The organism is Agrobacterium vitis (assembly GCF_014926405.1).
Taxonomy (GTDB): domain Bacteria; phylum Pseudomonadota; class Alphaproteobacteria; order Rhizobiales; family Rhizobiaceae; genus Allorhizobium; species Allorhizobium vitis_H.
This window is the reverse complement of record NZ_JACXXJ020000005.1, coordinates 103319-125616: the sequence shown is the minus strand read 5'-3', so window position 1 is coordinate 125616 and position 22298 is coordinate 103319. Positions and strand designations below refer to the sequence as shown.

The 22298-nt window shown below is 60.2% G+C and carries 13 protein-coding genes; 3 read left to right on the top strand and 10 right to left on the bottom strand.

The annotated features are described in order from the left end of the window. Positions 1 to 39: 39 nt before the first annotated feature. Positions 40 to 636: an SH3 domain-containing protein gene (locus IEI95_RS11685; RefSeq protein WP_194416459.1), complete on the bottom strand. Its 597-nt coding sequence runs from the start codon at positions 634 to 636 to the stop codon at positions 40 to 42. A gap of 299 nt (positions 637 to 935) precedes the next feature. Here IEI95_RS11685 and IEI95_RS11680 point away from each other — a divergent pair, with 299 nt between their 5' ends. Both IEI95_RS11680 and IEI95_RS11675 read left to right on the top strand, forming a co-directional pair. Further along, on the top strand, positions 936 to 1841 hold the full coding sequence (locus IEI95_RS11680; protein WP_156533810.1) for a DMT family transporter: 906 nt from the start codon (positions 936 to 938) through the stop codon (positions 1839 to 1841). Between the two features lie 190 nt (positions 1842 to 2031). Further along, entirely contained in the window at positions 2032 to 3231 is a 1200-nt protein-coding gene (locus IEI95_RS11675; RefSeq protein WP_194416458.1) for a hypothetical protein, read from the top strand. Positions 3232 to 3323: 92 nt separating this feature from the next. On the opposite strand, the gene lysS is transcribed toward IEI95_RS11675, so the two are convergent. The 6 genes from lysS to IEI95_RS11645 form a co-directional block, all read right to left on the bottom strand. Beyond that, a complete protein-coding gene (gene lysS / locus IEI95_RS11670) occupies positions 3324 to 4820 on the bottom strand; it encodes a lysine--tRNA ligase (protein WP_156533665.1) in 1497 nt (498 codons plus the stop codon). 117 nt (positions 4821 to 4937) lie between these two features. Then, entirely contained in the window at positions 4938 to 6392 is a 1455-nt protein-coding gene (gene gltX, locus IEI95_RS11665) for a glutamate--tRNA ligase (RefSeq protein ID WP_015917190.1), read from the bottom strand. 371 nt (positions 6393 to 6763) lie between these two features. Then, on the bottom strand, positions 6764 to 8524 hold the full coding sequence (locus IEI95_RS11660) for an SLC13 family permease (protein ID WP_015917191.1): 1761 nt from the start codon (positions 8522 to 8524) through the stop codon (positions 6764 to 6766). A gap of 194 nt (positions 8525 to 8718) precedes the next feature. Beyond that, entirely contained in the window at positions 8719 to 10056 is a 1338-nt protein-coding gene (locus IEI95_RS11655) for a tetratricopeptide repeat protein (protein ID WP_156533663.1), read from the bottom strand. Next, complete coding sequence (locus IEI95_RS11650; protein WP_194416457.1) at positions 10053 to 11423, bottom strand: HlyD family type I secretion periplasmic adaptor subunit; 1371 nt, start codon at positions 11421 to 11423, stop codon at positions 10053 to 10055. Before IEI95_RS11650 ends, IEI95_RS11655 begins: the two co-directional genes overlap by 4 nt. Beyond that, entirely contained in the window at positions 11395 to 13605 is a 2211-nt protein-coding gene (locus IEI95_RS11645; RefSeq protein WP_156551078.1) for a peptidase domain-containing ABC transporter, read from the bottom strand. Before IEI95_RS11645 ends, IEI95_RS11650 begins: the two co-directional genes overlap by 29 nt. A gap of 280 nt (positions 13606 to 13885) precedes the next feature. On the opposite strand from IEI95_RS11645, the gene IEI95_RS11640 reads away from it, so the two are divergent. Next, entirely contained in the window at positions 13886 to 15088 is a 1203-nt protein-coding gene (locus tag IEI95_RS11640; RefSeq protein ID WP_194416456.1) for a glycosyltransferase family 4 protein, read from the top strand. On the opposite strand, the gene IEI95_RS11635 is transcribed toward IEI95_RS11640, so the two are convergent. The 3 genes from IEI95_RS11635 to IEI95_RS11625 all read right to left on the bottom strand — a co-directional run bounded on the left by IEI95_RS11635 (position 15072) and on the right by IEI95_RS11625 (position 22179). Further along, positions 15072 to 16583: a tetratricopeptide repeat protein gene (locus tag IEI95_RS11635; protein WP_156533659.1), complete on the bottom strand. Its 1512-nt coding sequence runs from the start codon at positions 16581 to 16583 to the stop codon at positions 15072 to 15074. The two genes, IEI95_RS11640 and IEI95_RS11635, sit on opposite strands and share 17 nt — an antisense overlap. Further along, positions 16580 to 21607, bottom strand: coding sequence for a tetratricopeptide repeat protein (locus IEI95_RS11630; protein ID WP_194416455.1), 5028 nt, complete (start codon positions 21605 to 21607; stop codon positions 16580 to 16582). The genes IEI95_RS11635 and IEI95_RS11630 overlap by 4 nt, the downstream gene beginning before the upstream one ends. Before the next feature lie 182 nt (positions 21608 to 21789). Further along, entirely contained in the window at positions 21790 to 22179 is a 390-nt protein-coding gene (locus IEI95_RS11625; protein WP_194416454.1) for a DUF6165 family protein, read from the bottom strand. Positions 22180 to 22298 lie beyond the last annotated feature (119 nt).

Sequence of the window (22298 nt, the reverse complement as noted above, 5' to 3'; positions counted from 1 at the left end):
CGCGGCAAAGGCTGCGCCCTTTTTTGTTAAAGAAAAACCTCACTCGTCGCTATTGCCGCCTGCCCCGTTGCTATTGCCGAACGGGTTGCCATAGCCGCCGCCATTGTTCTGCCAGCTGGAACCCTGTCCGCCCTGGCCCCTGCCCTTCCCCCCGTTGCCTTGGCCGCCATTCCCCTTGCCAACCGGCAGTTCAATCACCGGATCGACCGGCACGCCGCCAATCATCCCCGGCGGATCGCCGCCGGTTTTGACGACATAGCGGCCATCCACCCAGCCGCTGATGCGCGGACGGTCCACGGTGGCGATCCGGCACCAATAACCGCCCCGGCTTTCCATACAGTTCTGCATATCAACCGGCGTGCCTTCGGTCAGCGCATGGATAATCCGGAAATTCGGGCCTGCACCGGATAGAACCGGCAATTGCTGGCCAGGCTTGAGGCCGGTGACGTGCCAGAGATAGGGATCGGGAAAATCCATTCCGCCTTGTGTGCCATTCCCCTGACCATTGACAGAAGGTGCCGGTATCACCGTCTGGCTGAAGGCCGGCATGGCGGCAAATCCCAGGAAAAACGCCAGCATGCTGCGCCCGGTCATTCGGCACAAAAGCCTGCGGCTGAGACTGGCTGCTGGAGGCATGGCATTCTCCTGTTGCTGGAAAAGGCCTGCTGGCCTTTCTGTGGGCGGTGACGCGCCACGTTTTCACGGTCACATGGTCTTACCCGATGATCCGTTAAATTCAGGTGGACACTCAGTTCGGATAAAGTGGCTACCCCTGTGCAATGATGTTTATGATTGATTTCGACTGTAAATAAGCTTCAGGCGTTGTTTTCGTTCCCCGATGATGACAAGGTAGGGTCTTCGCGCTACCCGCACTCCCCCGTTGGTTTACTGGCCTCGTCTCTCTTCGATGGCCCTTTTCTCCGTTTGTTGACATGATGAAATCGACTTCGCTTGGCTATGTCTTTGCCTTTGCCGCCTATACGGTGTTTTCCATGCAGGATGGCATTTCCAAGCATCTGGGCGATAGCTATTCGCCGGTCGTGGTCGCCACCGTGCGCTATTGGGCCTTTGCGATCTTCGCGCTCATTCTGGCCGCCCGCAGCCGCAATGGCTTGGTCGCTGCCGTAAAAACCAAACGACCTATCCTGCAAATCCTGCGGGGCCTGTTGCTGGGTGCGCAGATCCTGGTGTCGATTGCTGCCTTTCACTATGTCGGGCTTGCCCAATCGCAGGCGATCTTTGCCGCCGGGCCGATTTTCGTGGCGCTGCTGTCGGTGCCGCTGCTGGGCGAACAGGTGGGCTGGCGGCGCTGGACGGCGATCCTGGTCGGCATGCTCGGCGTGGTGCTGATCCTTTCGCCGGGCTCGGGCAGTTTCAGCCTGATGGTGGCGCTACCACTGTTCTGCGCGCTATCAGGGGCTTTTTACGGCATTCTGACGCGGCTGGTCAGCCGCGACGATCCGCCCGTCACCAGCTTTTTCTATATGTGCATGGTCGGCTTTGTCGGGGCCAATTGCATGGCGCCATTTTTCTTAGCCCCGATTGCCAGACAGGATTGGTTCTGGATGCTGGCGCTGTGCTGCACCGGCATTGCCGGGCATCTGTCGCTGATCAAGGCCTATGAGCATTTGAATGCCGTGGTGCTGCAACCGATTGCCTATTACCAGCTGGTCTTAGGCTCGATCATCGCGGTGACGGTGTTTGGCGAAAGCCTGACCCGCAATATGGTGCTGGGCTCGGTCATTGTGGTGGGAGCGGGTCTGTTTACGGTTTGGCGCGAACAGGTGGTGGCACGGCGAAAAGCCCTTGAGGTTCAATCTATTGCAGAACCTGCTTCTTAACTAAACTTCATACGGGAACTGATTACACCCTCATTAACCGTGGTTGCGAATATACGACGATAAAGAAAAACGAATATACCCAATTAAGCCTTCGGCAACAGGAAACTCCTAAAACTAGGGGGTGTTTTGCGTTTGTGGAGTGGGCCATGGGATATCGTGTGTCGTGAAGCTATTGCCAGGCAAAATCCATTTGTCGCGCAAGCTCCTGCTGATCGTCGGCGGCGTTGCTGTCCTGTGCGGTGCAACGGGTTCGGCTGCCGTCTATATCGGCCGTGATGCGCTGCTCGGGCCATCCTATAGCGAGGTCAACGGCCTGACCTGCATGGAACTGCAATCGGCCACCATCAAGCGCAAGGACCGGCTGTGGGTGCGTAAATATGTCACCACGGACGCAACCGATGGCGTAACCCGCATCAAGACCGCGCTCCGCATCGCCAAATCCGTTGCTGAGACGGAAAAACCAGATCTCGTTCAGGTCGTCGTGCTCGATAAGAACGGGCCGAAGGACCAATCCGACATTCGCGGCCGCGCCATTGGCGCAGATGTCATTTATATTCCCAATCCCGCCCAGCTAGCCGAAACCGCGCAGATGCAGAGCCTGACGGCGCGCTATGTCGACAAACCGGCCAATGGCAATGGCGATTTTTACGGCGAGCGGGTGGAAATGCCGCTGGCCGACGCAAACACCATGATGGCCAAGCTGACGGACGCGGCCCCTTGCGAAAAGCCCGTTGTTGCCACGCCCGAAGGCGAAAGCAAGAAAGAAGGCGGCCACGCGAAAGAAGATGGGCACGCCAAGGAAAAACCCAAGGAAGGGCAGAGCTCGCATGGCGAGGCAGCGCATGGTGAGGCGGCTCCAGCCGAGGCGCATGGCAGCGAAGCCCCAGCTGAGGAAAAGGCCGGCTTGATCGCCTCGCTTAAAGGCATGATTTTCGGCGCTGAAGAGAAACCGGCAGCACCGGCACATGACGCCGCCCCGGCTGCCGATGCAGCCCCTCCTGCCCATGCCCCCCCTCTTGCCCAAGCTGAGGAGGGCAGCCACTCCGACAACGCGACCCCTCATCAGGCAAACGCCGACAAAGCGCCCACTCAACAGCAAGGTGTTGAACACGCAGGTAGCGAAAAGGCAGGAGAACCCGCTCCGGCACCTGCGTCACCCGCCGCAGCATCTGCTCCGGCGGCAACATCGCCAGTGGTCGCAGCCGATCCGACGCCACAGGCCGTGGAAAGCAAGGGCTGGCTGAGTTCGATCAAATCCATGGTCACAGGCACAGATAAGCCGACAGCAGAAACCGCTGCGAAAGCCGAAGCGCAGAGTGATTCAAAACCGCTGGTGACAGAGCCTAGCGCCACACCCTCGGTTCTGCCACGCGGAATTTCACTGCGATAAAGACGCCATAATCGCGCCGAAATAGCATCGTGCAGAAAACGAATCGGCACGATGCGATAGAGCTTTTCAGCCTCGCTGCTTGACCGGCGCTATCAATCGACCTTGGCGCGTCGCGCCGGGAAGAGAATAATGTCACGGATCGAAGGCGCATTGGTCAGCAGCATGATCAGGCGATCGACGCCAATGCCAAGTCCACCGGCTGGCGGCATGCCCTGGTCAATGGCATCGAGGAATTCGTCGTCGAGCTGCTTGTCCTTTTCGCCACGGGCATGGGCCTGTTCCAGCTGCTCGACCATGCGCTTGCGCTGCTCTTCCGGGTCGTTCAGCTCGGAAAAGGCATTGCCGATTTCCCAGGCGTTGCAATAGGTCTCAAACCGTTCCACCAGACGCGGCTCGCCCGGCACTTCCTTGGCGAAGGGCGAGATGTCCTTGGGGAAATGCGTCACATGGCTTGGCTGGATCAGCGTGCCCTCGACCTTTTCTTCAAAGATGAAGGACAGACATTCGCCCCAGGTCCAATCCTTTTCGACCGCAAACCCGGCAGCCTTGGCAGCCGCGCGGGCCTCCTCATCGGTCTTGATGGCCAGGAAGTCGATACCCGTGACGTCCTTGACGGCATCCGGCATCGGCACCCGCTTGAACGGCCCCTTGAAGGAAATTTCCTTGTCGCCAAAGGCAAATTCGGTCGAGCCATGAATGCGCATGGCAAGGTCGGCAAACAGGCGCTCGACCAGATCCATCACGTCTTCATAGTCGGCATAGGCCCAGTAACATTCCATCATGGTGAATTCTGGATTGTGCCGGGTGGACACGCCTTCATTGCGGAAGTTGCGGTTGATTTCGAAAATCTTGTCGGCAAGGCCAGAGACCAGCGTGCGCTTCAGAAACAGCTCCGGCGCAATGCGCAGATACATATCCTGCTTCAGCGTGTTGTGATGGGTCTTGAACGGATCGGCAGACGCACCGCCATAAACGGATTGCAGCATGGGGGTTTCCACCTCCATGAAGCCATCGCTTTCCATGAAACGGCGGATGCCGGAAACGATCTTGGAGCGCTGCTGGAAGCGAAGCTTGGATTCGTCATTGGTTAGAATGTCGAGATGGCGCTTGCGATAGCGCACTTCGATATCCGTAACGCCATGATATTTCTCCGGCATCGGCAGCAAAGTCTTGGTCAGCATGATGATGGTTTCGGCGTTGATCGTCAGCTCACCACGCTTGGTGCGGCGCACCGGACCGGTCACGCCAATAATGTCACCCAGATCGATCATCGGCAGCATGGCGCGGGCCGCTTCCGGCGTCATGTCCTTGTGGCTGAAAATCTGGATCTTGCCCGATGCATCGCGCAGGTCCATGAACATGCCGGAATTGCGCGAGGAATAAATGCGGCCTGCAACCGTAACCGTATCGCCCGATTCCGTATCCGGTGCCAGATCCGCATATTTTTCGGCCAGTTCAGCCGTGGTGGCGGTGCGGTGGAAATGGGCTGGATAGACATCGCCGATCTGCTGGCGCAGCAGCGCCAGTTTCTGGCGGCGCACCTCGGTGGCGTCGGAGGAAAGGGCGGTTTCGGTGTTTTGTTCGGTCATTGGTTCGCCTATCGGGCACGAAATTCTTGGATCAATTGTGGAGCATAGCGGCTGAAAAAGGCTATGATAAGCCCTCCCTGATAAAGGGGAGAGCCCAAAACTGGAGGACCTTGCCTGTCAGGCCGCGCCGGCCATGGAGGTCAAGACCTGAATGGCCACCTTGAGGCGCTGGCGCACCACGGAACGGCCCAGCAGCGCCATGCTGTCAAACAGCGGCAGAGAACGCTGGCTGCCGGAAACGGCAACGAACAACGGCGGGGTGACGACGCGCAGCTTCTTGCCCAACCGGTCGGCAATCGCCCGCAGTTCTTCCTCGATGGTCGCAACATTCCATTCGAGGATCTTTTCGAGATCGGCTTGAACGGTGGTGACGATCTCAAGCGTTTCCGCCGGGCTGGTTTTCAACCCGCCGAAGGAAGCAGGCGTCAGGCCGACATCATTGGCCAGCAGGAAGCCTGCCAGCGGCGGCAATTCGCCAAGCTTGGTGATCCGGCTCTGAGCGAGCTTCAGGCCTTCCGTCAGCCTGTCGTTTTCGCTGGCCCAGGTCAGAACGCGGCCCAGGAATTCGTCCGGCGTCAGCTTTTCGCGCAGCCAGCGACCGTTCAGCCAGTCGAGCTTCTGGATGTCGAAGATAGCACCCGCCTTGGAGAGATTGTCGGGGTCAAACTTGGCGATCAGCTCGTCCATCGTCAACAGCTCTTCGCCTTCGGCGATCTGCATGAAGAACAGGCCAAGGAAATTCATCAGCGCTTCGGGCAGGTAGCCAAGCGCCGAATAATAGGAAATCGATGTCGGGTTCTTGCGCTTCGACAGCTTGGATTTGTCGGCATTGCGCATCAGGCTGAGATGCATGAACACCGGCGGCTCAAGACCGAGATATTTGTAGATCAGGATATGCTTCGGCACGGAGGCCAGCCATTCCTCGCCGCGCGCCACATGGGTGATCTTCATCAGGTGGTCATCGACCACATTGGCCATGTGATAGGTCGGCATGCCATCGGCCTTCAAGAGTACCTGCATGTCGACGCTTTCCCACGGAATCGACACGTCGCCATAGACGCCGTCATGGAAATCACAGGAGCCTTCGGTTGGGATTTTCAGGCGCACGACATGCGGTTCGCCTGCGGCAACGCGCGCATCGACTTCTTCCGCCTTCAAGTGCAAGCAGAGACCGTCATAGCCGGGCGGCTTGCCCGCTGCGCGCTGCGCTTCGCGCATCTGGTCCAGCCGGGCGGGCGTGCAGAAACAGCGGAACGCATTGCCCTCAGTCACCATCTTATCGACGAACGGACGGTAGGTGTCCTTGCGCTCGGACTGGCGATAAGGACCGTAGGGACCGCCAACATCCGGGCCTTCGGCCCAGGTCAGGCCGGTCCATTTCAGCGCGTCCAGCACTTTCTGTTCAAACTCCGCCGTCGAGCGGGTCGCATCGGTATCTTCGATGCGCAGAATGAATTCGCCACCATGTTTCTTGGCGAACAGATAGTTGAACAGCGCGATATAGGCTGTGCCGACATGCGGTTCACCGGTGGGAGAAGGAGCGATACGGACGCGGACGCCGGAAGTGGTCATGATTTTGCTCGTGGTCATGGAGGCGAGGATCGGGCAGAGCCAAGCCATCGCATTTTGATGATCTGGACGCGGTGAAAGCCACGCTCAAGGCAGGCTTCCAGCGATAATCCTTTGGCTGGCCTTAGGCCATATCTAAGGCCAAGCGTCAAGGAAAACCCAAGCATCGGCGGGAACGCATGGGCCGGTGACAGAGGAATTTGAAAAAGATTGCGAAAAAAAATCAGATTGGGCGGAACCATTTCCGGTATCGCCCGTTAGGAGTGCAGGAAAGCGGTTGTGAATCCCGCGAACCTAAAACCCCCGTCCCCCGCTTGAAAGCCTGCGTTCCGCCAACGCAGGCTTTCGGCATTTCAGGCCCCGCTGAGCCATGGCTATTTCAATGGCCAGACCACGATCAGTGCCGGGATAGCAACAAGAATGATCAACAGCGAGAGCGGCAGACCAAGGCGCGGATAATCACTGAATTTATAGCCGCCCGGCCCCATCACCAACGTGTTGCATTGATGACCGATCGGGGTCAGGAAATCACAACCGGCGCCAATTGCCACCGCCATCAGAAAGGCGTCAGGCCGGAAGCCGAGATTATGGGCAAAGCTGGCGGCAATCGGCGCCATCACCAGAACCGTCGCGGCATTGTTGAGAAACGGCGTTACTGCCATGGCAGTCACCAGAATCAGCGCCAGCGCACCGTAAGGCGGCAGCCCATGGGCAACATGGCCAAGCCAACCGGCGATCACATCCGTTCCGCCGGTACTGCGCAAGGTATCGCTGACCGGGATCAGTGCCGCCAGCATGACGAGGATCGGACCATCGACAGCCTGATAGAAATCGTTGAGCGGGATGACCCGGAACACCACCATCGCCAGGGCAGCGGCAAAGAAGGCAACCGGCACCGGTGCCAGACCGACTGCGGTTGATCCCATCGCGGCAATCAGGATCAGCACCGGGATAAGCGCGCTGCGGCTGGTGCCGAGCAGGATTTCGCGCTCGGCGAGCGGCAGGCAATCCAGGGTCTGCAACGCGGCTGGCAGCGCGGTGCGTCGCCCCTGGAGCACGACGACATCGCCAGCGCGCAAGGCCACATGCGCCAGCCGCTCCTTCAGCCGCTTGCCGCGCCGGCTAACGGCCAGGAGGTTGATGCCATAGGTATTGAACAGAGAAACATCGCGGGCCGTCAGGCCTTCCAACGGCGACCCCGGCCCGACCACCGCCTCGATGGCAGTGATTTCACCGCCCGAACCGATCTCCCGGCCCGACAGTTTTAAGCCGGATTGGCTGACCAGCCGGTCAAGCGCATCGGATGGCCCCTCCAGCAGCAATGTGTCCTGCTCTTTCAACACCATGTCTGGGAAAGGCGAAATACGGCTGTGGCCGCGCAGGATGGCGGTGGCGATCACTTCGCCGGCGGTGGTTTTCAACAGATCGCGCAGCGGCTTGCCTGATAGTGCGGAGCCTTCGGGCAGGGTCGCCTCGGTGGAGAAATTGGAATTGCCGAGTGCTTCCTGCAAGGTCGGGTTCTGGTTCTGGCGCTTGGGTACCAACCAATAGAACAGCATCAGGAAAATCACGCCCGCCACCGCCAGAATGGCACCAACAGGTGTAAAATCGAACATGGTGAACGGCGTACCGGTCAGTTCACCGCGCAGCTTGGACACGACGATATTGGGTGAGGTGCCGATCTGGGTCATCAACCCGCCCAGAAGCGCACCGAACGCCATCGGCATCAGGAAGGCGGAGACCGGCGTCCCTGACTTCTTCGAGAACTGGAACGCGACCGGCATCATGATGGCCAGCGCGCCGATATTCTTGATGAAGGCCGACAGCACTGTCACCGTCAGCACCAGAAGCAGTATCTGGGCGCGCATTGATGTCAGGTTGGGGAAGAATCGTTTAATGGCGGCATCGACCAGACCGGACCGCGCCACCCCGGCGCTGACCACCAGGGCACTGCCGACGATGATAACGATATCGTCACTGAACCCGGAAAAAGCCTTATCGGCTGGCACAAGGCCAAGGGCAACGGCTGCCAGAAGGGTCAGCCCCGCCACCACATCGTAGCGGATACGGTCCCACATGAAGGCAACCATCATCAGGCCAATGACGGAAAAAGCCAAAATCTGTTGAGTCGTCATGCATGTCCGGATCGGTCAGAGGTGGGCTCAAAAGGCTTGAAGTGCCGGTTTGTTCCTTACCGTTGCGCCGTCGCTCCGCCACCATGCACTCTTTGAGAGTAGCATACACAGGAAACGACGGCATCAACGCGACTGTGACATTTCATAATTCGAGCATGATGATCAAGTCTACAGCCTTTAGGTTACCTTGGCCTTCAGGCAACCTTGGCCAATAGCTTTTCTTCCAGCCGTGCCAGAATATCCTTGCAGACGGCATCTTCTTTTTCGACGCCGTGCATGAGGATCTCACGGGCGGCCTCGACATCGGAGGGATCGGCGTAATAGGCGTGGAATTCGCCCAGCACCGCATAGGCCGCCATTTCGCCAGCCTCGACAGCCAGTTCCAGCATATTTTGCGCGCCATCGAGATCGACGATGCCGCCAATGCCCTTCATGCGGAACCGTCCCAGATTGACCATGGCAAGGGCATGACCGTTTTCAGCCGCCATTTCAAACCAGATCCGCGCCTGGTTGAGATCACCCTCACCTTCACCTGCGCCGGTCGCGGCCACAACCGCCATCTGGAACTGAGCGGCGACATCGCCCTTCAGCGCCGCCTTTTCAAGCCACATCACCGCTTCCACCGAACTGGCCTTGACGTCGATGCCATGGCGATAACGCCGCTCCAGGTCACGGCAGGCGCGCCTGTCGCCCATGCGGCCAAGCGCCGTCAGCCAGCGCACGCCCCGGGCGCGATCGCGCTCGGGATAGGCTTCGTGCAGGTAATATTTCGCCAGTTCCTCGATAGAGGAGCGGTAACCTTTGGCGGCAGCAGCGCTGAGCAGGCGCAGCGCCTTCTCCTCATCGGGTGTGGTGCCAAGGCCGTTCAGATATTGCATGGCGAGGTAATGGCGCGCCGTACTATTGCCAGCCGCCGCCGCATATTTGAAGTATGGCAGGGCGCGGGCATAATCCACCTCGCCCAAATGCCCCCCGGCAAGCAGCGTTCCCATGCCCAGATGCGCCCGGACATTGCCAGCTGTCACCGCTGGCTCATAACAGACCAGTGCCGTGTGCGGATCCACCTCGCCGCCAATGCCGGACGCCAGAAGATAACCGGCCAGCGCCGAACCATCAACATTGCCGTGCTCATGGGCGCGAAGCGCATAGTCACGGGCCAGTTCGGGCTCGCAAACCAGCTGCATGACATCACCATAAAGTCGCAAAGCCGCCGGAGACGCCGGCATGTCCTGGCGCGGTGAAATCAGATAGAGCCGGGCCGTCAACGCCATGGCACCGACATGCCCCGCATCGGCGGCATAACGCGCCAACCGGCGAGCCTCGGCCAGATCGGAAATCACCCCGCGCCCCGTCTCATAAAGCCGCGCCAGTTCGTAGGATGCCCCGACATGGCCGCCCTTGGCAGCCTTGCGCAGGGCGCTCGCGGCCAGCGGCATCCGGCCCGCCCCAAGCTTTTTCATGCCATGGCGATACGCCTGCCGGATTGCCGCGCCTCGGACAAAAAAGGGCACAAAAGACAGCAATTGCTTCATGGTTCGCGCATTCCCTCGCTCACGACCGGTACAACCCGGTCAAACAGATAGGCCGCCACAGTCTGGTCGCCAACGACGACGTCGGTCACCAGCGTCATCCCGGCAATCAGACTGAAATCGGCCGGATTGCTTTTCAGATGCGGGTCGTCAATGGTGATCTTGGCAATATAAAATGTCCGCTCGGATGCGCCTTGCGCAGCCGCGCCATCGCCGCGCGAGACTTTCAGACTGTCGGGGCTGACCGCCCGAACCGTACCGCGCAAGCCGCCATAGCGGGCGAAAGGCCAGGCATCGAGCTTGATATCGACCGGCTGACCAACCTTGATAAAGCCCTGGTCCTGAGTGGAGATTTCCGTTTCCACTTCAAGCCGGGCTGCCTTCGGTACCAGCACGAACATTTTCTGTGCCGTCTGCGCCACCGAGCCGATGGAAATATCGCCGATCTGAAGCACGGTTGCGTCTTCGGGCGCCTTCAATTCGATCAGGTCGGAACGCTTATCGGCCTTGTTCAATTCTTCGATGGCCGCATTCAACGCCACCTGCTGCTTGACAAGCTGACCCATGGCGTCGGAGCGCCATTGCTGGGCCTGATCTTCCATCTGCGATTGGACCGATTGAATGTCATGGGCGCCGCTTTCCAGCTTGCCCTCGACTTCGCGGATCGTCCCGGTGACTTCCAGCACCCAGTCCTTGGCCTTCAGGCCATCGGCTCTCGATGCATATTTCTTCTCGACCAGCGCGCTTTTCATCGCCTCGCTTTCCTCGCTGAGCGACAGGCGCTGGCGATTGACCGTGAGTTCCTGCTGCAATTGGGCTTGCGTGGTTTGCAGCGAAGAGATCTTGGCCTTGAAGGTCGACATCGACGCTTCATATTGCGACCGGCGGGCTTCAAAGAACCGGCGCTGCAATTTCCCAAAACTATCGCCGTCACGCGGCTGGTAATCACGCCCATCGATTTCCGCCTTCAGCCGCTCGACTTCGGCCGAAAGGCTGGCCATCTGCCGGCTGGCCGTGGTCTGGTCGGCACGCGAAAAGGTCGGATCGAGCGTGGCCAGCAATTGCCCCGCCTTCACCTCCTGGCCTTCACGCACCAGGATTTCCCGAACGATCGAGGTTTCCAGCGGCTGCACCACGGTATTGGGTGCTTCCGAGGCGACACGACCGCGTGCAGTTACCACCCGCTCGACCGGCATGAACACCGACAGCAGGATCGCGCTGGTGATCAGGGCCGCCACCGTGGCAATCGTCATCCGCGCCGATTTGGGCGGGGTGCGATGCAGGATGCTGGCGCTTTCGGACAGGAATTCCGCTGTCGTGCGGACCGCGTAACGATGCTCGTCAGGCGACAGCGTCAAGGTTTTCGTCATGATCTTTTCCCGTCGTCAGGTGGCGGTTCTGCTGGTTCCAAAGGTGGCGGTAGTCGCCGGAGCGGCGCAGCAGGTCGTGGTGGGTGCCGCTGTCCTTCAGCTGGCCGCGATCCAGAACCAGGATCTGGTCGCAATCGACAAGCGAAGACAGGCGGTGCGAAATCATCAACACGGTGCGGCCTTCGGCAATGCGCTTCAGGTTGCGCAGAATGATCGCTTCGCTTTCCGGATCGAGCGCGCTGGTGGCCTCGTCGAAGATCAGGATCGGCGGGTTGACGATCAACGCCCGGGCAATTGCCAACCGCTGCTTCTGGCCGCCGGAGAGATTGCTGGCATGTTCTTCCAGCATCGTGTCATAGCCGCGCGGCAGACGTTCGATGAATTCATCGGCCCCGGCCAGTTGCGCCGCTTCGATCATTTCCTCAGGCGAGGCATCCGGCTTGGCGATCAGGATATTGTCACGGATCGTGCCGCGAAACAGGAAGCTTTCCTGAAGCACGACGCCGACATTGGTGCGCAGGTGATAGAGATCGACTTCCTTCAACTCGACGCCATCGAGACGGATCAGCCCGGAATAGCTCTGATGCAGGCCCTGCAACAGCCGCGTCACTGTGGTCTTGCCCGAGCCGCTACGGCCCATCAGCCCGACGATATTGCCCGGTTTGACGTGAAAATTGATGGCGTTGAGCGCCGGCAACGAGGTGCCCGCATAGGCAAAGCGCACATCCTCGAAGCTGATCCGGCCGGAAAATTCCGGGCGCACCCCGTGTTCACGGCGCGGTTCGGGTTCGGCATTGATGACGGAGGCGACCTGGCGCAGCGCACCGCGGGCCTCTTCCATCTGCTGCATCATGCCGGCCATCTGCACCAGCGGCTGGGTGGCGCGCATGGCAATCATGGTGAAGGCCACCAACGTGCCGGTCATGACCGTATGCTCGTTGACGATGACAAGATAGGCGCCGATCAACAGTGAGCCGGCGTAGATCAGCTTTTCCAGAGGCGCCAGCAAGGTTTGCGGCTGGTTGGCCAAAAACAGCAGGTTGGTCTGGTTATTGACCGCTTCGGCGACCCTCTGGTCCCATTCGCGCCGCTTGCGGCCTTCAAGCGCCAGCGATTTCACAGTGCGGATGCCGTTGATCATCTCGATCAGCATGGCGGTGCGGCGGTGTTCGCTGCCCATCACCTGCGCATAGGCGCGGCGGATCGGCTTCATATAGATAAACAGTATCAGGCTCATCACTGCGCCGAGGCCCAGAACCCAGAAGGTCAGACCAGGGCTGAGCAGGAACATGACAGGAATGAGCACGAATAGCGACAGCATGTCCAATACCGAACCGAACAATTGGCCGGTGACGAAAGCCCTCAACCGACGGGCTTCTCCCAGCCGATGGACGATGCCGCCGGTGGCATTCTGCTCGAAGAATTCAATCGGCAGGCGCGACAGCCGATCAAAGATCATCAGGTTCAGCCGCACATCGATTTTGGCGGTGACGATGGCGGTGACAGTGCGGCGCATATAGCCGAGCAGCATATCGAACAGCAGCACGACCAGAATGGCGGCGGCCATCAGCGTCAGTGTCGACAAGCGGTGATGCACCATGACCTTGTCGATCACCACCATGTAGAACAGCGAGGGCACCAGCGCCAGAACGCCAAGCGAAATGGCCGAAATGAACACGTCGCGCACCATGCGGCGGTCCTGCATCACCTGGGCCAGCAGCCAGTGAAAGCCAAACTCCTCGCGCGCACTTGCCTCGGAAATTTCCCGCTTCATCAGCAGGACGTGGCCGCTCCAGTTTTCCGACAGCCGCAATTCGTCGACCACAAACCGGGTGGCTTTCGAATCGGCAGGATCGCGAAACACCATGCGCGGCGTCTGCGGATCATCGACGAATTTTTCAAAGACAAGAAGCGATCCGTCATTGAGCTGAATGACGGCGGCGACAGCGCCTTCCATCTGGCTCAAAAGCTTCCAGTTCATGCGGATCGGCTTGGCCTTTACCCCATGATCGCGGATGATTTCGGCCAGTTGCGGCAGCGAAAAGCATTCCTCATCACCGTAATCGCGGCATAATTGCTCGACCGAGAGGGATAAGCCCAATTTTTGCGTGGCAAGAGCCAATGCAGCAAGAGCGGATCTGGCCTGCCCCTCATCCGCCAGATCTCTGTCTTCAGCATTCATCGACACACCTCATCATCCATCGCCGAAAGCACACATGGCGAGTTTTTCGTGAGGATCCGCCCTGCCCCACAAGCCGGGAACGGACCCATTCAACCCGACCGTAGAAGCCGAAGCTTTCGCCATGCTGGATTTTCGTGAATCCGCGTCGCAAACAGAAACAGTTCCCTTACCGTCGTTGATAACGCGGCCCACACTGTTCCAGCGCCTGGAAAAGCAGGTTAAGCTTTTGCAACCGGGGCGAATCGCCCTGAAAACCGCCAGGCTTGGAGATATGCTGCTCGTGACCCAGACGCCCAGACGGCCCGTGATTATCCATTGGGGCATATCCAGCTTTTTCGGCTGGGGCATTTATGGCCTTAACCTGGCGCTCAACTGGTCCAACGATCCGGTGCTGGAGCCGGTGACGTCCTTTCCGTTGCAATCCGACCAGATCGTCGTCGATCCGTTGCGGCAACGCGCACTTGGCGGATTTTTCCGGGCCAGCGCCGACCTTTCGAACCGCATCGCCGCCCAGAGCGAAAAGTCCCTGACGGTCAATACCCCGCTTCTCGCCGGGCTCGGCAATGATTTTACCATGTCGCCCGGCCCCAAAGGCGTTGCCCTTTCCGGCAGCCCGACGCTGGGCGTGGTGTTCTTTGAACTGCCGCAACTGTCGGAGGCCACGAAAGCCAGAGCCAAAGCATTTCCGCTGGTGATTGCCGGATCGAGTTGGAACGAAGAGATCATGCGCGCCCATGGCCTCAACAATGTCACCACCGTCATCCAAGGCATCGATCAGACGCTGTTTCACCCAGGCCCGCGCCAAGGCGTTCTGGCCGACCGCTTTCTGGTGTTTTCAGGCGGCAAGCTGGAATTGCGCAAGGGGCAGGATCTGGTGGTGGCCGCGTTTGCCCGGTTTGCTAAACGCCATCCAGAAGCCCTGCTGGTTTCCGCCTGGCACAGTCCCTGGCCACAATTTGCCCTGACGCTCAACCGGTCCGGCAAGGCCACCGCCATCACCACCAATGACAAGGGCGCCATCGATCAATCCGCCTGGATTGCCGCCAACGATATCGCTGCCCATCAGTTTCTTGATCTCGGTTCTGTCCCCAATGCGCTGATGGCACCGATCCTGCGCGAAATGGACGTGGCGGTCTTCCCCAACCGCTCCGAAGGCGGCACCAATCTGGTGGCGATGGAATGCATGGCCTGTGGCGTGCCGACGATTCTGTCGGCCAATACCGGTCATCTCGACCTGATCGACGGCGGCAATTGCTATGCGCTGGAACATCAGACCCCCGTTGCTGGCGAAGGCGCTGGCGTCGGCTCCGTGGCCGGCTGGGGAGAAAGCAGCGTCGATGAAATCGAAGAGGCGCTGGAGCGGGTCTGGCGCGACCGCAACGAAGCCCGTCGCCGTGGCGAGCGTGGTGCAGCCAAGCTTGCTGGCTATACCTGGTCGCGCACAGCGGATGCGATGAAAAAGATCATCAGGACTTATTCGTAATCGCTTCGGCAAGCGACACCGCCTGTGCAATCGGGGCGGTAAAATCCCCCGCCTCGGTTTGGCGGCAAAGCTGCATGGACGGATACCAGGGCGTCGTTCTGCCCTCAGAACCCCACCGCCAATCCGGCACTTTCTTCAAAAGGCCGATGGTCGGTACGCCAAGGCTACCGGCCAGATGCAGCGGCGCGGTGCAGACCGATACGAAGGCCGAAAGCTGGGTGAGGATGGCCGCCGTGTCGAGAAAAGCATCCGCTCCGGCATCAAAATCAGGGCCTGGATGTTCCAACGTGAAGGACAGGCCCGCCACCTTATAGCCTGAGGGTGTATCGGCGAGTTCCAATGCTGCATCGTCAAGTTTTTGCAGGGCGATCAGCCGTGTACCGCCAAGGCTCGCAAAGGGCGACAGCTGTTCGGGACCGGCAAGACTGCGACCTTTTTCCGCTGGTGACAGGGGATTGCCGCGCCAGACAAAGCCCAGGGATTTCTCGCCTTGCTTCAAATTCAGCCGTTCACGCCACAGCGAAACCCGCTCCGCCTGTGGCTGCAAATAGGCGGGGGCTTTCGGCACGCTGCCCAGCGTCAATTTCAGCCGATGCGGCAGACCAAGCAACGGCACCTGAAAATCGATGGTTCCTGCTGGCGGGTTCTCTGCCTGTACCCGATCTGCCCCCGGCACATCCGCCAGCAGCCCGATCAGCTTGTTTGGCACTTGCAGGATCACCTCGCCGCCAAGCGATTTGACCAGGGGTAACAGCTTGACGAACTGGATCGTGTCGCCAAGTCCCTGTTCCGCATGGACCAGCAGGTGTTTGCCTTGAAAAGGCCGCCCGTTCCAATCGGCAATATCCGTGTGACGTGCTTCCCCCGGAAAGCCTTCGGCCTGCCAGCGCCATTCATACTCGGCAAAACCAGTGGTGTAATCGAAAAGCCGCAGCAGGTTGAGGCCAAGGTTGTAATGAGCCTCAGCGGAGGTGGGATAGATTTCCAGTGCCTTGGACAGCAGCGCCATCGCCGCTTCCGCCTCGCCCAATTCGGACAGCGCATTGCCGAGATTGTGGAGCGCTATGCGGTTTTGTGGATCGAGCACCAAAGCTTGCCGATAAGCGGTAATCGCTGCCGGATAATCATCGAGATCGGCATGCGTTACGCCGATATTGGCGTGACAGGCGGCATTGTCAGGTGCCAATTGCGCGGCGCGTTGATAAGCTTCCAGCGCATCCGGCTTGCGCCCGGCCTCACCCAGCGCATTGCCGAGATTATACCAGATATCGCTTTCCTCAGGCGCAAGTCTGAGCGCCCGGGCATAAAGCGACAGCGATTGCGCCAGATCGCCGCGCGAGCGTTCCGCCGAGGCCAGCAGTCTGAGCGCATCGACCTGGTCGGGCTCTTCCTCGAGAATGGCACGGTAATGGGCAATCGCCTCGTCCAGCATCCCAGCCTTGTGCAGCTGAAAGGCCTGGATCAGCCTTTCGCCCGACGCAGTTTGGTTCGTCATGGCTTACGCTCCACCAGCCGCTTGAGGTCTTCTGCCACCGCCTTGGCCACACTTGCCCAATCGCCTGGTTGCGGTTGGCGAAACAGTTTCAGGCCCGGATACCAGGGGCTATCGTCTCGACCGGTCATCCAGCGCCAATCCGCACCGTATTTCAGCAGCGCAAAACACGGCACGCCCAGCGATGCTGCCAGATGCAGCGTGGAGGTGCAGGAGGAAATCACCAGATCAAGCGCAGCAATCGCTGCCGCCGTCTCGCCGAAATCGCCAAGCTCCGCCCCCGGCGCCTGCATGGCCTTGGCAAAATCCAGACCGGCCATCTGTTCCAGCCCATCCTTGAATTGCAGGCTGATGAAATGCGCTCCTTCGACAGCAAACAGTGGCTCCAGCGTTTTCAAGGGCGGCGAGCGGCCCTTGTCGGCGCGCGCGACCGGATTGCCCTGCCAGACCAGCCCGACCCGCAAAGCGTCACGATGCCCAAACCGCGCTTCCCAGTCTGCCACCCGGCGAGGATCGGGCCGGAAATTGGCCGGGCCCGGCAAAGTTTCCAGCGTGGTTGCAAAAATCAGCGGTAGGCTCATGATCGGCGCCTCGACATCGGCATCGTCAATGGCATCGACACCCTGGCGGCGCAGGGTGATGTTGCGCCTCTCCACCACCAGTGTTGAAAACAGGCCGATCAACGGCTCACGCAATTCCAGAATGACATGACCGACCTTGAGAGCGGCTTGGCGCACGAAACGGGCAAACTGGATCTGGTCGCCCAACCCCTGTTCGCCGTGGATCAGCAGTACCTTGTCCGGCAGGGCCTCGCCGGTCCAGCGCGGCATGGGCAGCGTGCGCGCCACCATTTCAGCGCCCTGCCAGCGCGTCTCGTAATCGCGAAAACCCTGCGGCAGATTGCCCGCCATCAGATGCGCATGCGCCCGGTCGATCAGGGTTTCGACATCACCAGGCAGGAGATCCAGCGCCCGATCCAGACTGGCGATTGCCTCCTCAACCCGGCCCATTTCGCGCAATGCATTGCCAAGCCCGCGATGGGCCTTGGACAGATCCGGGCGCAGCTGGATCGAGGCCCGGTAAGCCTCCAACGCTTGCCCATAGCGATCCGTATCGCGCAAAAGATTGCCGAGGGTCATATAGGCTTCGGCGCTGGGGCTGGTCTCCAGGCTTTGGCGCAGGCATGCTTCGGCCTCATCCTGCTTGCCGACATGGCGAAGGGCGATGGCATAATTGGTCTGGAAGATCGGTGTTGAAAGCCCCAGTGCCGCCGCCGCCCGCAGCAGGACATAGCCGCGATGGTAATGCAGGCGCTCAACCGCCAACCCACCCAGCATATGCAGCGCCTCGGCCCGTGTTTCGTCCTCATGCAGCAGCGCCGCATAGGTCGCCTCGGCGGCAGTGACATTTCCGGCCATATGGGTGCGGATGGCGGCGGCCAGCCGTTGTTGCGGTGCCGGTTGGGCCGGAACGGCAACCACCGGCTCGGCGGCTTCATACAGTTGCGCCCTGTCCCCCTCGACCAGCCGGCCCAGCGCCTCGGCTACGCGGGAGACGACACCGGCAAAGGGTTCCGCCTCGACTTCATCGGCCACCCGGCGAAACACCCGGCTTGCCGGATACCAGGGGCTATCGCTGCGGCCGCGCAGCCAGCGCCATTCGGCATGCGACTTGAGGATCACCCAGGTCGGACGGCCAAGCGCGCCAGCCAGATGCGCCACCGCTGTATCGGAGGTGATGACGAGATCGAGATTCATGATCATCGCTGCCGTATCGACAAAGGCATCGGCGCCGCTGTCGAAATCCTCCGGCGGGCGCTCGACGGCAAAATCCACTGTATCCAGCTGTTCTTCGCCCGCACCCTTTTGCAAGGCGATCAGGCGCACACCGTCAATGGCAGCGAACGGCGACAGCACCTGCAAGGGAAAGCTGCGGCCCTTATCAACCTGCGGATCGGGATTGCCCTGCCAAACGAGGCCAACCCGGAAGCCCGGCTTTGCCGCAAGAAAGCCTGCCCAGCGCCGCACCCGCAGCGGATCGGCAAACAGATAGGCGGGAAAAGCCGGGATTGTCTCGACGACTGTCCCGCAAAGCAGCGGCAGGCTCATCATGAACACGTGGTAATCGAGCGGTGGGACGGGATCGCTTTCGCAGACGACGCCATCCACTCCCGGCACGGTTTGCAGCAGCGTGGCAATCTTGCGACGGCAGCCAATCATCACCTTGGCCGCGCCTTTTTCCTTCAGGAGCGCCACATAGCGGACGAACTGGAAAGCATCGCCAAAGCCCTGTTCGGCCAGAACCAGAATGGACTTGCCCGCCAGATCCTCCCCCTGCCAGACTGGCAGCCGGACGCGGGTGCGATCTATGCCGAGGATTTCCACCAGGAAGCGACGCTCGTAAAGCGGCAGGCCACGGGCATAATCGCCCTCGTTCAGCAAACACATGCCCAGCGCCATTTCCGCATCGGCATAGCCGGGACGGGCCTCGATTGCCTTGCCAAAGGCCAGTATCGCCTCGTCCTCGCGGCCGGTATCCATCAGGCTAATGCCGAGATTGCTCCAGGATTCGGCATGGCCGGGCTTGGCAAGTGCGCCCTGTCTCTGGATCCAGCAGGCCAGATCGGGATAGCCGTGATTGCGCTCCGCCACGCCCAGATTGCTCCAGGCATCGGCATTGCCGGGGTCAAGCGTCAAAGCCTTTTCCCAGGCGCGGGCGGCTGCCTGCGGCTGCTTGGCTTTCAGCAGAACCGCACCCAGTTGTACGTGATGCGAGGCCAGTTCCGGCTCAATCCGGCAGGCGCGTCGCAAAGCCTCCTCCGCCACGTTAAACCGGCCAAGCGCCAGCGCCGCCGCCGCATAAACCGACAGGGCGTGACCTGAGCGCGGCTGGGCTTTCAGCACCTCGCCCGCGCGGCGCAAGGCTGTTTCGGCATCACCCACCGACGTTTCGCGCCGGGCCAGCGCCAAAAGGCACGCTGCGTGACCGGTATCGTAGAGCAGCCCGTGGCGCAGCGCTCGCATCCCATCGGTCACAAGCCCCGCAGCATCGAGCGCAATGGCGAAATTGCTCCAGTGATCGCCAAGCGAGGGGCGGATCGCCACCGCGCGGGCGCAAAAGGGAATGGCCTGCCGCCCGGCCACCGATGAGCGTTCACCGGCTTCCAGGCACGCCATGCCAAGCAGGTTGAGCACCCGCTCTCTTTGAAAATCCAGCGTCAGTACATGCCGGTAAAGCTGCACGGCCCGGCCATAATCGCGGCCCTGATGGCGCTTGATCGCCTCGTTCAATCCGTCAGCGGCATCATCCGGCGCATCATCCGTGGCGCGGCCAGCAAACAGCAGCACTTTCAGCTCATGCGCCACGTCCTGAAGGACCGGCTGCCATTGCCCCGCCTCCATCTGGCGAAACAGCCGCATGGTTGGGTACCAATCGGTCAAAATGCCATCCATGCCCCAGCGCCAGTCCGGGGCTTTTTTCAGCAGCAGCCAGACCGGCCTGCCCAATGCGCCCGCAAGATGGGCAAGGGCCGTATCTGAGGTGATGACCAGATCCAGCGACGCCATCAAGGCTGCGGTATCGACAAAGGCATCGGGACCGTCATCCAGACCCGGAACGGGGTGCAGCGCCAATCCCTCCGGCGCTTGCTGATCGGCTCCTACCCCCTTTTGCAGGGAGATGATGTCAATTTCGTCTGAGAATTCGGCAAGCGGCTGGAAGCACTCCAGCGGCAGCGAGCGGCCCGGCTCACCATAGGCCTTTGGATTGCCCTGCCAGGATAGACCGATGCGAAAACGTGTCTTCTTCTGCTCTTGCTCCTGGCTTGGAGAAAGCCCGCCAAGCCAGTCGCGCCAGCGCTCGAAAAGCTGTTTTTCCAGTGTGAGATAGGGAACGCGCTGGCCTGTCGCCTCTGGCACAAGGTTGATCAGGCCCGGCAGCGACAGCAGCGGCACCCAGGCCGCGTAAGCGGGCAGATCCGCACCATCAGGCAAGAGCGAGATGGACGGGGTCGCGAAAAATTCGGAAAGGCTTAGCAGACGGTAAAGTTGCGGTTGGCAGACGAAAACCACATGCCCAACCCGCTCAGCAATGCGCGGTAAAAACCGGATAAACTGGATGGTATCGCCCAATCCCTGCTCATGGAACACCAGCAGCGTCTGGTCTTGCAGCGCTTCGCCCTGCCAGCGCGGCCCCTGCATCAGCAAGGGCGAGGTGGAACTCCCGGTGGCCTGATCACGCAACTCGTAATCGGCCCAGGCCTCGCTCCACTGGCCGTCCAGCAATTGCAGGCAGGCGCGGTTAAAGCGGTGAACGGGGGCATCGCCGCTGCCGATCAATTGCTTCAGTATCCGGTCCGCACCCTTCAAATTTCCCAGAATGCGCAGGCTTGCCGCCAGGTTATTGGCGGCGCGCCGATGCGAGGGATCGAGCGTCAGCGCCTTTGTATAGCTATCACAAGCTTCGGCTTCGCGTTGCAATCCATGCAACAGCACGCCGAGATTATAGAAAGCCTCGGCATCCGGCTTCAGCTCCAGCGCCCGGAGCAGATGGGTTTCGGCTCCCGCACTGTCGCCAAGCTCCAGCAGGATGACGCCCATTTGAGCCAGCAGCGACGGCTCATCACTGTCAATCGCCAGACCCTGTTGAGCCGCATTAAGGGCTTCATCCCATCGTTTTGCCGATGTCAGGGCCAGAACCAGATTGGACCAGGCGCCAACGGCTTTACTGTCAAGCGTCACGGCGCGCGCACCCATATCGATGGCGCGCTGATGGTCACCCACTGCAATCAGCGGAAGCACCATGTTTTGCAGCAGGCCGGGTTGGTCTGGCGCAAGTTGCAAAGCATGTTCGAAAGCGGGAACGGCCTCAGGCGAGCGGCCGGAAAGATGAAGGGCGAGCGCATAGTAATGAGCGGTCTCGGCATGGTCTGGATGGGCCTCGAAAAGAGCCGTCAAGCCCTGCAAGGCCTCAGCCACGCGCCCCTGCGCCAACAGCGAACGGCACTGCGAAACCTCATGCGTCGTCATAACGCGCTCTTCTTTCATCCATTGGCCTGATCCAAGACCAGGAACACCGAACCTTCATGGTCCTGTTTACCCAAAATCGGCGTGTCGGCCATTTCATATCAAGGCGAAAACATGCTCATGCATCCTCGCCTAAAGGTCAAAGAGTCCCAAGCACGGACCGAAGACGATCCATGCGCTATCAATCAGGCCGCAGCATAAGGCTTGTAGGACTTTTCCTCGATAATGTCAGAGCCCAGCTCGACATTGATCTGCCGCTTCAACTCGGCACGCCGGTCATTGGTAACATAGACCGAACGGGCGAGAGACACGAAACGCGGACCGAAATCGCCGTCGCGCTCGCAATCGCGGATATCGTCCTCGATCTCCCAGAGTACCGTATTGACGGACAGAAGATCACGGCTGATGGCGACGACACCCTGATGATCGGCCACCGGCTTCAGCCGTTCATTGAGCAGGGACAGCTCGCGCTCGACATTGGCGCGCTTGGCCTCGTCCGTGATCCGCTCTGACTTGATCTGGAGAATGGTGATCTTGTCGATCAACTCACCCCAGGACACCGGAACTTCAATCATTGCAGGTCTCCGATTCGTGGAAATGCCACGATACAACACCGAAGCGAACACTGGGAACCGGTTTTCGATGCCGTGCAATGCTCGTACACAGACAGTTGCCCGGCCCAGGTCAAGAAACC